Origin of the sequence: Streptomyces sp. BI87 (assembly GCF_025957665.1) — a bacterium.
In the GTDB taxonomy this organism is placed as follows: Bacteria; Actinomycetota; Actinomycetes; order Streptomycetales; family Streptomycetaceae; genus Streptomyces; species Streptomyces albidoflavus.
The window spans coordinates 1,115,598-1,128,501 of record NZ_CP110079.1; the positions used below are offsets into that span (position 1 = coordinate 1,115,598).

Consider the following 12,904-nt stretch of genomic DNA (forward strand, 5'->3'; position numbering starts at 1 on the left):
GATCCGCCGCCGCGATCAACCGCCGGCGCGGTGGCGAAGCACTACCGGCTCCCCTTCTCCCACACCGACACGTGCTTGCCGCTCTCCGCCGTGAACGGCTCGCGGTTCCAGTCCGACCAGCGGTGGGTCAGGCGCAGGCCGGCGAGGCGGGCCATCAGGTCGAGTTCGGCGGGCCAGACGTAGCGGAAGGGGATGGAGCGGAAGCGGCTGTGGGGGCCGTCGAGGGTGAGGTAGTTGGAGCTCGTCGCCTGGGTGGCGGTGTCGTAGACGTCGTAGCCCCAGACGGCGGGGCCCTGCTGGAAGAGGATCGTGTCCTGGCCCGGCGGGAGCTTGCGGAGTTCGGGGACGACGACCTCGATGACGAAGCGGCCGCCGGGTTCGAGGTGGTGGGCGGCGTTGGCGAAGCAGGCGACCTGGGCGTCCTGGGTGGTGAGATTGCCGATGGTGTTGAAGACGAGGTACACGAGGCGGAAGGCGGCCTCGCCGCCGGGGACGCGAGTGGTGGCGAAGTCGCCGAACTCGACGCCGATCTCCTCGCCGCCGGGCTTCTCGCGCAGGCGCGCCACCATGGCGCGGGAGAGGTCGATGCCGTGCACGGGGACGCCGCGCGCGCTGAGCGGCAGGGCGATGCGTCCCGTGCCGACGGCGAACTCCAGCGCCTTGCCGCCGTCGGCCAGTCCGGCGAGGACCTCGGCGGTCGCGTCGACGGTGGCCTGCTGGAACATCTCGGAGGTGGGGTCGTCGTAGGTGGCGGCGATCTGCTCGCCGAAGTAGTCCTTGAGCTCCTGATGAGGCTGTGTGGTGTCCGTCACGTCGGGCGAGGTTAGTGGCGGGGCGGGGCCGGGCGCGAAGGGTTTTTCTCGCCGCGACGGGGCGGGCGCACGGCCCCGCCCGCCCGCTCAGACGATCTGTACGCGGTGCCGGACGACGGCGTCGAAGAGGTAGCCCTGGGTGTTGTGGGGCGTGGTGGCGGGCTGGGTGCGGCCGGTGGTGTCGGTGGCGCGGGCCAGCAGTTCGGCGGGGCCCCGGTGGCGCGGCAGGTGGGGGAAGGACCAGCGGACCCAGCGGTTGCGGGCGGGCGTGTCGCGGAGCAGGGCGCGGTGCCAGCGGTGGCCGCCGTCGGTGGAGACCTCGACGCGGCGGACCGGGGCCGCGCCCGACCAGGAGCGGCCGGTGAGCACGGTGATCCGGCCGGCGGGAAGGGGCGCGTCCACGTCGAGTTCGAAGGCGCTCTTGAGGGTCTGCCGGGTGAGCGGGGCGCTGCCCTCCTCGGGGTGGCCGGGGCCGAAGAGGCGGTAGAGGTCGGTGTTCCACGGCGTGCAGAGGGGCTGGGTGGAGACCTCGATGTCGCCCAGCCACTTGATCGAGGAGACGCCGGTCCAGCCGGGCACCAGGAGCCGCACCGGGTGGCCGTGGTCGGGCGGCAGGGGCTCGCCGTTCATCTCGTACGCCAGGATCACGTCGTCCAGTGCCTTGGCGACGGGCAGGGGGCGGCGGACGCGGCCGAGGGGGACGCCGTCGGTGACCACCTCGTCGTCGAGGCCGCGCGGGAGCACGTCGACGGCGTCGGGGCGCAGTCCGGCGCGGCGCAGCACGTCAAAGAGGCGGGCGCCGCGCCAGCGGGCCTGGCCGATCGCGCCGAGGGTCCAGGCGGTGCCGCTGACCTGCTGGCCCTGCTGGGTGGCGAAGTGGCTGCGGCCGTTGCCGGCGCACTCCAGGAAGGCGGTGCGGGTGACGGCGGGCAGGGCGCGCAGTTCGTCGAGGCCGAGGCGGAGCGGGCCGCCGGTGAGGCCGTCGCCGTGGACGGTGAGCTGCCAGGTGGCGGCGTCGATGCGCGGGGTGCGGGTGTGGTTGCGGACGAAGAAGTGGCCCGCGGGGGTGAGGTGGCCGGTGCCGGCGAGGGCGGCGAAGCGGGTCTCGGCGTTGGTGCCGCGCACGGTGAACACGTCGGCGGGGAGCGGCTTGACGATGCCGGGCGCTGGGTCCGCCGCTGCGGCCGGGGCGGTGGCGAGGGCGCCCAGCGGGGCGGTGGCGGTCGCGGCGGCGGCGAGGCGGAGCAGGGTGCGGCGGTCGATCCCGGCGCCCCGGGCACGGCCGTCGAGGAACTGGGCGAGGCGGGCACGGTCGTAAGGGGCCTCTGCCTGGTAGAGGTGGGACGGCCGGGGCGGCATGGGGGTCTCCGTTTCGGGGTGACGGGAGGTCAGGGGGTCGAGGGGGCGGGGCGTCGGGCGAGAGCGCGGCCGAGGAGTGCGCGGATCAGGCGGCCGACCTGGTCGGTCTCGACCAGGAAGCCGTCGTGGCCGTGGGGTGAGTCGATCTCGGCGAGCGGGTCGGCGCCGGGCAGGGCGCGCGCCAGTGCACGCTGCTGGTGGAGAGGGTGGAGCCGGTCGGTGGTGACGCCGGCGACCAGGGCGGGGCCCCGGTAGCGGGCGAGGGCGGCGGTGGTGCCGCCCCGGCCCCGGCCGAGGTCGTGGCTGTTCATGGCGGCGGAGAGGGTGAGGTAACTGCCCGCGTCGAAGCGGCGGGTGAGCTTGTCGGCGTGGTGGTCGAGGTAGGACTCGATCTGGTGGCGGCCGCCGTCGGCGGGGTCCTCGCCGGGCTGGGCGGCGCGGCCGAAGCGGGCTTCGAGTCCGGGCCCGGCGCGGTAGGTGAGGTGGGCGATGCGGCGGGCGGCGCCGAGGCCGAGGTGCGGGCCCTCGCCGGGGGCGGCGTCGTGATAGCGGCCGCCGCGCCAGCCCCGGTCGGCGCGGATCGCGGCGGCCTGGGCGGCGCTCCAGCCGATCTGGTCGGCGCCGGCGGCCGCGGGCGCGGCGAGGACGAGGAGGGCGCCGGTGCGTTCCGGGTGGCCGACGGCCCACTCCAGCGCGCGCATGCCGCCCATCGACCCGCCGAGGACGGCGGCCCACCGGTCGATGCCGAGGGCGTCGGCGAGGAGGAGTTCGGCGGCGACCTGGTCGCGGATGGTGAGGTGCGGGAAGTCCGGGCCCCAGGGGCGTCCGTCCGGTCCGGGTGAGGCCGGGCCCGTGGTGCCCTGGCAGCCGCCGAGGGCGTTGGGGACGACCAGGAACCAGCGGTCGGTGTCGAGCGGGCGGCCGGGCCCGGTGAGCGCGTCCCACCAGCCGGGCGCGGGGTGGCCGGGTCCGGCGGGCCCGGCCAGGTGGCTGTCGCCGGTGAGGGCGTGCAGCACCAGGACGGCGTTGGCCCGGTCGGGGGCCAGGCGCCCCCAGGTCTCGTAGGCGATCCGTACGCCGGGCAGGTGCCGTCCGCTCTCCAGGGGCAGCGGGGTCTCGGCGTGGTGCCAGCAGCGGCGGCCCGGCGGGTCGCCCTCCCGCCACGCGCCGGTGGCGGGAGGGAGGGGCCGCAGGGCGGGTACGGCGGTCAGGACGCGCCCTTCGCCGCGCGGAAGCCGCTCTCCAGGTCGGACTTGAGGTCGTCCAGGTGTTCCAGGCCGACGGAGAGGCGGACCAGGCCCGGGGCGGTGCCGGTGGCGGCCAGTGACTCCTCGTCGAGCTGGCTGTGGGTGGTGGAGGCGGGGTGGATGATCAGGCTGCGGACGTCGCCGATGTTGGCGAGGTGGCTGAAGAGGGAGACGGCGTCCACGAACCGCTTGCCCGCCTCGACGCCGTCGCGCAGCTCGAAGGAGACCACGGCCCCGGCGCCGCGCGGCAGGTACCGCTGCCCGGCCTCGTACCAGGGGCTGGAGGGGAGTCCCGGGTGGTGGACGGCGGCCACCTCGTCGCGGGCCTGGAGCCATTCGGCGAGCGCGAGGGCGTTGGCGGTGTGCCGCTCCAGGCGCAGGCTGAGCGTCTCGATGCCCTGGAGGAGCAGGAAGGCGCTGTGCGGGGAGAGGGCCGGGCCGAGGTCGCGCAGCAGCTGGACGCGGAGCTTGACGGCGAAGGCGCCGGGGCCGAGGTCGGGCCAGTAGCGCAGGCCGTGGTAGCTGGGGTCGGGCTCGGTGAAGTCCGGGAAGCGCTCGGGGTGGGCGCCGAAGTCGAAGCTGCCCGCGTCGACCACGACGCCGCCGAGGGTGGTGCCGTGGCCGCCGAGGAACTTGGTGGCGGAGTGGACGACGATGTCGGCGCCGTGCTCGGCGGGGCGCAGCAGGTACGGGGTGGGCACGGTGTTGTCGACGACGAGGGGGACGCCGGCCTCGTGGGCGACGTCGGCGACGCCCCGGATGTCGAGGACGTTGCCGCGCGGGTTGCCGAGGCTCTCGGCGAAGACCGCCTTGGTGGTGGGGCGGATCGCGGCGCGCCAGGCGTCGAGGTCGTCCGGGTCGTCGACGAAGGTCACCTCGATGCCCAGGCGCGGCAGGGTGTGCCTGAGCAGGTTGTAGGTGCCGCCGTACAGGGAGGTGCTGGAGACGAGGTGGTCGCCGGCGCCGGCCAGGGTGAGCAGGGCCAGGGTCTCGGCGGCCTGCCCGGAGGCGAGGGCGACGGCGGCGACCCCGCCTTCGAGGGCGGCGACGCGCTGCTCCAGGACGTCCTGGGTGGGGTTGTGGATGCGGGTGTAGATGTTGCCCGGTTCGGCGAGCGAGAAGAGCCCGGCGGCGTGCCGGGTGTCGTCGAAGACGAACGAGGTCGTCTGGTAGATCGGCACCGCCCGGGCGCCGGTGGCCGGGTCGGGGGCGGCCCCCGCGTGGATCTGCCGGGTCTCGAACGACCAGGCGGGCTCGGCGGGTTCGGTGCTGGGGGTGGCGTCGGTGGGCTGGCTCATGTCTGGCCTCGCACGGGTCGTCCGGGTGGTGGGCACGGCGGGGGCCGGGAGCACGCCCGGGCCCGCCGCCTGCCCGGACGCTAGGGGCCCCGGCGGGCGCGGCGACAGCGGTTCGGGCGACTGGCCACGAACCCGCAACGCGGGCGCAACAGTCGGGTCGGGGTGACGTGGCCCACGTCCGGTGAATTCGCCCTCCAGTTTGCTCGACCGGGCCACGGGTAACCGCGCCGCACAGGCGCCCACCAAAGGGAGTGGCCGATCATCCCCCATCTGCCAGAGGAGTTTTTTCCATGACCGTTTCCCAGGAGAGCCAGGGCATCGACATATTCGTCGTCGGGCTCGACGAGGACAATCTCGACACCCTTTGCGCGGTGCCCGGGGCGGAGGAATTCACCTTCCATCCGCTGCTGTCGAAGGACGAACTCCAGAACGGCGAGATCGACTTCCCGGAACTTCTGCGCAAGGCGCGCGCGACCCTCGACGCCTTCGAGGGCACCGTCGACGCGGTGGTCGGTTACTGGGACTTCCCGGTGAGCACGCTGGTGCCGATCCTGGCCCAGGAGCGCGGACTGCGCTCCAGCTCCCTGGAGGCGATCGTGCGCTGCGAGCACAAGTACTGGAGCCGTCTGGTCCAGCGCGAGGTCGCGCCGGAGGCGGTGCCGGGGTTCGGCCTGGTCGACCTGGATGCCGAGACACCCCGGCCGCCCGAGGGCGTGTCGTTCCCGATGTGGCTCAAGCCGGTGAAGTCGTTCTCCTCCGAGCTGGCCTTCGGCGTCCGTGACGAGGCGGAGTTCCGCGAGGCGGTGGCCGAGATCAAGAAGGGTGTCGGCCGCGTCGGCGGCCCGTTCGAGCACATCCTGGACCGGCTGGACCTCCCCGACGAGGTCGCCGCGGCGGGCGGCGCCGCCTGCCTCGCCGAGGAGGCGCTGACCGGCGTGCAGGTCGCCGTGGAGGGGTTCGTGCACAACGGCGAGGTGGTGGTGTACGGCGTGCTGGACTCGCACACGTACCCCAACAGCGCCTGCTTCCTGCGCCACCAGTACCCGGCGGAGCTGCCCGAGGAGACGGTGGAGCGGATCGTGGACATCTCGCGGCGCGTCATCGGGCGGGTGGGAATGGAGTCGGTGACGTTCAGCATCGAGTTCTTCTACGACCCGGAGTCCGGCGCGGTGAACATCCTGGAAATCAATCCGCGCCATTCCCAGTCGCACGCCGAGATGTTCGAGCACGTCGACGGCGTTCCCAATCACCACCGCATGATCTCGCTGGCGCTCGGCCGCGATCCGCGTGTGAAGCAGGGCGACGGGCCTTTCGAATGCGGCGCCAAGTGGTACTACCGGGTGTTCCGTGACGGTGTCGTGCGCCGCGTTCCGACGCCCGACGAAGTCGCCCGGATCGAGCGCGAGATACCGGGGGTGAAGGTCCACATCGTGCCCGAGGAGGGCGTCCGGCTCTCCGAGATGCCGGGCCAGGACAGTTACAGCGCCGAGCTGGCCCACATCTACGTGGGCGCCGACAGCGACAAGGAGCTGGAGGCCAAGTACGACCGCGCCGTGGAGGCACTGGAGTTCGAGATCGACGACGCCGCCTGAGCGCGGCCGCTCCCCCGCGCCGCCCCCACGACCCCGCACAGGAAGGGTGCTGCCCCCGTATGCGTTTCGTCAGCAATCTGCCCCATCCCGTCAAGGAGGAGGAGCACGTCCGCATCCCGATGTCGGACGGGGTGCGGCTCTCCGCCAAGGTCTGGCGGCCGGTCTCCTCCGACGAGCATCCGGTCCCGGCGGTCCTGGAGGCCATCCCGTACCGCAAGCGGGACCTCAGCTCGGTCCGCGACTCGATGCACCACCCCTACCTCGCCGGGCACGGCTACGCCTGTCTCCGCGTGGACCTGCGCGGCACCGGCGACTCGGAGGGGGTGCTGCGCGACGAGTACCTGGAGCGGGAGCAGCAGGACGCCGAGGAGGTGCTGGCCTGGATCGCCGACCAGCCGTGGTGCGACGGAGCCACCGGCATGATGGGCATCTCCTGGGGGGCGTTCGCCGCGCTCCAGACGGCGGCCCGGCGCCCGCCGAGCCTGAAGGCGGTGGTGCTCGCGTCGTTCACCGACGACCGGTACGACGACGACATGCACTACATGGGCGGGGCGATGCTCTCCGACAACCTCGCCGAGGCGGGCACCATGTTCGCCTACGCCACCTGTCCGCCCGACCCGGCCGTCGTCGGGGAGAGCTGGCGCGAGCTGTGGCACGAGCGGCTGGAGGGCAGCGGGCCGTGGGTCGTGGAGTGGCTGCGCCACCAGCGGCGCGACGCCTACTGGCGGCACGCCTCGGTCTGCGAGGACTACTCCGCGCTCCAGGTGCCGGTGCTGGCCTCCAGCGGCTGGGCCGACGGGTACTCCAACGCGGTGACCCGGCTGCTGGAGAACGTCGACGTGCCCCGCAAGGGACTGATCGGCCCGTGGTCGCACAAGTTCCCGCACCTGGGTGAACCGGGTCCCGCGATCGGCTACCTCCAGGAGGTGGTGCGCTGGTGGGACCACTGGCTCAAGGGCGAGGAGAACGGGGTCATGGACGGCCCGATGCTCCGCTCCTGGATGCAGGAGAGCATGCCGCCGTCCACCTCCTACGAGGAGCGGCCCGGCCGCTGGGTCGGCGAGCCCTCGCTGCCCTCGCCGCGGATCGAGCCGGTCTCGCACCCGCTCTTCGCGCACCGGATCGGGCATCCGGGCGAGACGGAGCCGGAGGGTCCCGGCGCGGGTGAGCCGCTGACGGTGCGCTCGCCGCTGTCGGTGGGGCAGTTCGCCGGCAAGTGGGCCTCGTACAACGCGCCGCCGGACCTTCCCTACGACCAGCGGGAGGAGGACGGCGGCTCGCTGGTCTTCGACAGCGAGCCACTGCCGGAGCGGGTCGAGATCCTCGGATCGCCCACGGTGGAGCTGGAGTTCACCGTGGACCGCCCCGTCGCCCAGGTCGCCGCCCGCCTCTCGGACGTGGCACCCGACGGCGCGTCGACCCGTGTCACCTACGGCGTGCTGAACCTGACCCACCTGGCCGGGGGCGACCCCGATCCGCTGGTCCCGGGCCACCGCTACCGGGCGGTGGTGCGGCTCAACGGCACCGCCCAGGCGTTCCCGCCCGGCCATCGCGTCCGCCTCTCGCTCTCCACCTCGTACTGGCCGCTGGCCTGGCCGCCGCCGGAGCCGGTGCTGCTCTCGGTGGAGCCGGGGGCGAGCACGCTGACGCTGCCGGTCCGGCCGGTGGGCGAGCCCGACGAGGGGATCTCCTTCGAGGAGCCCGAGGCGGTGGAGCCCCTGGCGACGCGGGAGCTGGCCGCGCCCGAGCAGAGCTGGCAGGTCTCGCGCGACCTGGTCGACTACCGCTCGGCGCTGGACATCGTGAAGGACAGCGGGGTCACGCGGTACGAGGAGATCGGCCTGGACGTGGGGCGCCGGGCGGTGGAGCGGTACGACTGGGTGGCCGACGACTTCGGCTCGGTGCGCGGACGCTCCGCCTGGACGATGCGGTTCACCCGCGGCGACTGGTCGACCCGTACCGAGACCGACACCGTGCTGACCTGCGACGAGAAGCAGTTCCACGTGTACGCCACGCTCGACGCCTACGAGGGCGAGGAGCGGGTCTTCTCGCGGAACTGGAAGGTGAGCGTCGACCGCGACCTCACCTGAGGCGCGCGGTCAGCCCGCCGTACGGCCGCTCCTGGCCTGCGCGTCGAGGCGGTAGCGGAGTTGCAGGAGCAGCGAGAGGACCATCAGCGCGGCCGGGACCACCGTGAAGCCGGTGAGGATCGCTGAGTGCGCCTGGGGGCTCTGCGTCACCTGGTCCCCGGCGCGGCTGGCGACGAAGCCGCCGAGGGCGAGCGCTCCGGCGTAGACGTACGGCCCGGCGGCCGAGCCGATCGCCTCGGTCGCCGTCCAGACGCCCAGGTAGGAGCCGGTCCGGGCCAGTTCGTCCGGGCCGGCTTCGCGGATGGCGTCCGGGACCATGGAGAACGGGAAGAGCTGGATGCCGGCGAAGGAGACGCCGAGCAGCAGCGTCGCCGCGACCACGGGGGCCAGGCCCAGCCGGTCACCCGCCGCCAGCCCCAGGGCGCCGAGGGCGAACCCGGACTGGGCGGCGAGCAGGCAGCGCTGCTTGCCGGCCCGGCGGGAGAGCCGGAACCAGAGCGGGGTGGCGAGGAGCGCGGGCGCCACGAAGGCGGCCATCAGTACGGTGGTGAAGCCGGGGCGGCCCAGTTCGTAGCGGGTGTAGTAGGGCAGTCCGGCGAGGACGAGGTGGGTGGTGGTGGAGGCGAGCAGGTAGGAGGCGGCCAGCACGCGGAAGTGCCGGTTGGCGCGGAGCACCGAGCGGACGTCGGCGAGGGTGTCGCGGACCGGCCGGGCCCGCCGCTCCCCTGCGGCGGCGGACCCGGCCGGTGCGCGTGGCGGGACCAGACGGCGCACGCCGCCCACCCCGGCCAGCTGGAAGGCGAGGGTGAAGGCGCCGAGGACGAGGGCCATCAGGGTGTAGGCGGCGACGGTCGGCTCGCCGTCGCCGACCAGGAGCGGGGCGACGGCGCCGCCGACGAGGATGCCGAGGGTCAGCACGACCATCCGGAAGGAGAGGACCCGGGTACGGCCGTCGTAGTCGACGTCCATGTCGGTGGGGGTGGCGAGGTAGGGCACCTGGTAGGCGGCGAAGAGGGTGTTGCCCACGACGAACCAGCCGGCGACCCAGAGCGCGGCGGCCCACGGGCGGTCCGCGACCGGGCCGGGGACGGCGAAGAGGGCGACGAAGGCGGGGCCGAGGGCGCAGCCGGCGGCGAGCAGCCGGAGCCTGCTGCCGCGCCGGGCCCGGTCGGCGTCGGAGAGGAAGCCGACGAAGGGGTGGAGGACGACGTCGACCACCTTCGGGACGAGCAGCACGAGCCCGGCCAGCCACGGGGAGACGCCGAGGGTGTCGGTGAGGAAGTACAGGAGCAGCAGTCCGGGAACGGTGACGTACACGCCCATCCCCGCCGAACCCAGGGCGTAGCGCACCAGCGCGGGGGTGCCGGGGCGTCCGGCGGGGGCCGGAAGTTCCTCGGGGGCGCCGGACGGGGCGGGCCGACTCATCTAATCCACCAGGTGCTTGATTGCGGGTGGACCGGATCGTAGCCACACTGGGCCGAATGAGAAAGAGCGAGGACCGGGCGGACGGCGGGGACGAGACGGCGAACGGGGCGCGGGCGAGACGGCCCGGCCGGCCGCCGCGCGGCGCGGACGGCGCGCCGCCGACCCGGGAGCGCATCCTCACCGAGGCCACCGCGCTCTTCGCGCGGGGCGGCCCGCAGGGCGTCTCGATGCGCGACGTGGCGGCCCGGGTCGGCATCGACGTCTCCAGCGTCCACCACCACTTCGCCACCAAGACGGCCCTGTACGACGCCTGCTTCGCCCGGGTCTACGAGCGGGAGCAGCGCGCCCTCGCCCCGCTGGTGGACCGGCTCGCCGCCGCCGTCGCCGCCGGGGACCAGGGGGAAGTGGCCGCCGCCATGCATCAGTTGGCCGACGGCTTCGTGGACTTCCTCCAGGAGCACCCGCACACCACCTTCCTGTGGCTGCGCCGCTGGCTGGAGCCGACCCGCGACTCGGCGCTCGACGCGGCGTACGCGCTGCCGATCTACGAGCGGGTGGAGCGGGTGCTGCTCGGCGCGGCGGCGGGCGGCGCGCTCCTGGAGCCGACCCCGCACGTGACGGTGCGCAGCCTGGTGTGGGCGGCGCACGGCCACATCACGGCGCTGACGGCGGCCGAGCGGGACCCGGTGGCGGCGGCCCGCGAGCGGTACGAGTTCCGGGCGTACGCCCATCGCTTCCTGGACCGGATGTACCCGGCCCCTGGCGCCGAGGGGGCCGGTGGCCGATAATCCGGGCCACGTAAACCCATCAGACGATGGATTCCGGGAAGGGTGCGGCATGGATGGCGGGAGCGGGACGGCCAAGGCGGGCGTGACGGCGGTGGTCGGGGGCGGGGCCGCCGGGATCGCGGCGGTGAAGGCGCTGGCCGAGGCGGGGCTGCCAGTGCTCGGGCTGGAGCGGGCGGAGGCGCTGGGCGGGCTGTGGCGGCTGGCCGAGGACACCGCCGCGTACGAGGGGCTGCGCCTCAACACCAGTCGCCCGCGCACCGAGTTCTCCGACTTCCCGATGCCCGCCGACTGGCCGGACTACCCGGGGCGCGCCCAGCTCCTGGAATACCTGGAGGCGTACGCCGAGCGGTTCGGGGTGGCGGAGCACTACCGGTTCGGGACCACCCTGGTGCGGGCGCGGCGGGACGGGGACGGCTGGCTGCTGGAGCTGGCAGGGCCGGCGGGCCCGTCCACCGAGCGCGTCGCCCACCTGGTCGTGGCCAACGGGCACAACCACACGCCGAAGCTGCCCGCGCCGCGTCCGCCGGGCCGGTTCACCGGCACCGAGTCGCACGCGCACGCGTACCGGGCGCCCGGGGAGTTCGCCGGGCGCCGGGTCCTGGTGGTGGGGGCGGGCAACTCGGCGATGGACATCGCCACCGAACTGACCGGCCACGCCCGCCGGGTGGCGCTCTCCACCCGGCGCGGGGTCTGGGTGCTGCCCAAGCGGCTGCTGGGCCGCCCCTCCGACCAGCTCAACGGCGCCCTCGCCGCCGTCCTGCCGTGGCGGATGCGGCAGACCGTCTCCCAGACCGTGCTGCGCCTGGCCGACCGGCGCCCGGCCGGGCCCCGGCTGCCCGCGCCCCGGCGGGGGGTGCTCCAGGATCATCCGACGCTGAGCGACACCGTGCCCGCGCTGGTCGCCGCCGGGCACCTGGACGCCCGGCCGGGCATCGAGCGGTTCGAGGGCCAGGCGGTGCGGTTCGCCGACGGGACCACCGAGGAGTTCGACCACATCCTCTGGTGCACCGGCTACCGCGCCACCACGCCCTTCCTCGACCGGGAGCTGGTGGCCGATCCGGCGCGGCTGCTGCTGTACCGGCACGTCTTCGTGCCGGGTGACGGCTCGCTGTCGTTCGTGGGGCTGATGCAGTCGACCGGTTCCGCGCTGCCCGTGGTGGAGGCGCAGGCCCGGCTGGTGGCGGCGTACCGGGCGGGGCTCTGGCGGTTGCCGGAGCGGGCGGTGGCCCGGCGGGCGGCCCTGGCGGAGCTGCGGGCCGCCCGGGCCCGGTGGGGCGAGAGCCGCCCGCACCTGCGGATCGACATCGACCAGTACCTGCGGATCGTCTGGGCCGAGCTGGCCGGCGCGGGTGCCGACCGGCCGCTGGCGGGGCGCCGGGTGCTGCTCACCGGGGCGGCGGGGACGTTCGGGCGGGCGATGACCGCCCGGTTCACGGCACTCGGCGCCGAGGTGGTGGGGCTCGACCTCACCGACCCGGGTGACCTGGGCGTCCCGGTCGTCACCTGCGACCTGACCGAGCCGGACCAGGCCCGGGCGGCCGTCGCGAAGGCGGCCGGGCTGCTCGGCGGCGTCGACCTGCTGGTCAACAACGCGGGACGCGGCGGCCCCGCCCCCGCCGAGCAGGCGCCGGGCGAGGAGGTCCACGCCCAGTTGCGGCTCAACCTGGTCGGCGCCTGGGAGGTGACCGCCGCCGCGCTGCCGCACCTCGAAGAGGCCCGGGGCCGGGTGGTGTTCATCGCCTCCCGGATGGCGGTGCTGCCGCTCCCGCTGGCCGCCGCCTACGGCGTGTCGAAGCGGGCGCTGGCCGCCTACGCCGACGCGCTGCGGCTGGAGGTCGGCACCCACGTGGGCGTCACCACGGTCTACCCGAGCATGGTGGCGAGCCCCATCCACGACACCACCCGGGCCGCCGGTCTCTCCCTGGACGGCGTCTCCCGCCCCGAGCCGGTCGAGGGCGTCGTCGACGCGGTGGTGGCCGCCGCCACCGCGCGCCGCGCCCCGCGCGACGTGGCGACGACGGGCCGGGGCCGCCTGGAGATGGCCTTCGCCCGCCACGCCCCCGCCCTCGCCGACCGCGTGGTCCGCCGCACGGTGGCCGCCCGGGTCGGCGCCGGCGCCTTCCGCGACGCCCCGCTGGCGGCGGGGCTGGTGCGGCGGCACCGGGGCTAGGGGGTGTGGGGACGGCCCCGTCCGAGGCGCCCGGCCGAGGGGCATGGCCGGGCGCCTCGGTGCGTCGCCTGACGCCGCGTCAGCTCTCGTTCTAGGGTCGCACCTCGGGTACGCCCTCCACGT

Annotated in this window: 9 protein-coding genes; 4 read left to right on the plus strand and 5 right to left on the minus strand. The window is 74.7% G+C overall.

From position 1 onward, the window contains the following. Positions 1-41: 41 nt before the first annotated feature. From OIM89_RS04780 to OIM89_RS04795, 4 genes are all read right to left on the minus strand, one after another. Positions 42-812 (minus strand): class I SAM-dependent DNA methyltransferase, encoded by a 771-nt coding sequence (locus tag OIM89_RS04780; RefSeq protein WP_264491019.1) that lies wholly within the window; start codon positions 810-812, stop codon positions 42-44. 87 nt (positions 813-899) lie between these two features. Next, positions 900-2,171, minus strand: a complete 1,272-nt coding sequence (locus OIM89_RS04785) for a sulfite oxidase (RefSeq protein WP_151167816.1) — start codon at positions 2,169-2,171, stop codon at positions 900-902. Positions 2,172-2,200: 29 nt separating this feature from the next. After that, a complete protein-coding gene (gene metX, locus OIM89_RS04790) occupies positions 2,201-3,364 on the minus strand; it encodes a homoserine O-acetyltransferase MetX (protein WP_264491773.1) in 1,164 nt (387 codons plus the stop codon). 14 nt (positions 3,365-3,378) lie between these two features. Continuing rightward, positions 3,379-4,716 carry a bifunctional o-acetylhomoserine/o-acetylserine sulfhydrylase gene (locus tag OIM89_RS04795; protein ID WP_264491020.1) on the minus strand — a complete coding sequence of 446 codons (1,338 nt, stop codon included), beginning with the start codon at positions 4,714-4,716 and terminating at the stop codon, positions 3,379-3,381. Positions 4,717-5,006: 290 nt separating this feature from the next. Between OIM89_RS04795 and OIM89_RS04800 the strand changes: the two genes are divergently transcribed. Further along, positions 5,007-6,308 carry an ATP-grasp domain-containing protein gene (locus tag OIM89_RS04800; RefSeq protein WP_030697861.1) on the plus strand — a complete coding sequence of 434 codons (1,302 nt, stop codon included), beginning with the start codon at positions 5,007-5,009 and terminating at the stop codon, positions 6,306-6,308. A gap of 59 nt (positions 6,309-6,367) precedes the next feature. After that, positions 6,368-8,398, plus strand: coding sequence for a CocE/NonD family hydrolase (locus tag OIM89_RS04805; RefSeq protein WP_264491021.1), 2,031 nt, complete (start codon positions 6,368-6,370; stop codon positions 8,396-8,398). Positions 8,399-8,407: 9 nt separating this feature from the next. Here OIM89_RS04805 and OIM89_RS04810 read toward each other — a convergent pair whose 3' ends face one another. After that, on the minus strand, positions 8,408-9,823 hold the full coding sequence (locus OIM89_RS04810; RefSeq protein WP_047469402.1) for an MFS transporter: 1,416 nt from the start codon (positions 9,821-9,823) through the stop codon (positions 8,408-8,410). Positions 9,824-9,879: 56 nt separating this feature from the next. Between OIM89_RS04810 and OIM89_RS04815 the strand changes: the two genes are divergently transcribed. Both OIM89_RS04815 and OIM89_RS04820 read left to right on the plus strand, forming a co-directional pair. Continuing rightward, positions 9,880-10,611, plus strand: coding sequence for a TetR/AcrR family transcriptional regulator (locus OIM89_RS04815; protein WP_030697858.1), 732 nt, complete (start codon positions 9,880-9,882; stop codon positions 10,609-10,611). Positions 10,612-10,660: 49 nt separating this feature from the next. Beyond that, positions 10,661-12,781, plus strand: coding sequence for an SDR family NAD(P)-dependent oxidoreductase (locus OIM89_RS04820; protein WP_264491022.1), 2,121 nt, complete (start codon positions 10,661-10,663; stop codon positions 12,779-12,781). The last annotated feature ends 123 nt before the right edge of the window (positions 12,782-12,904 follow it).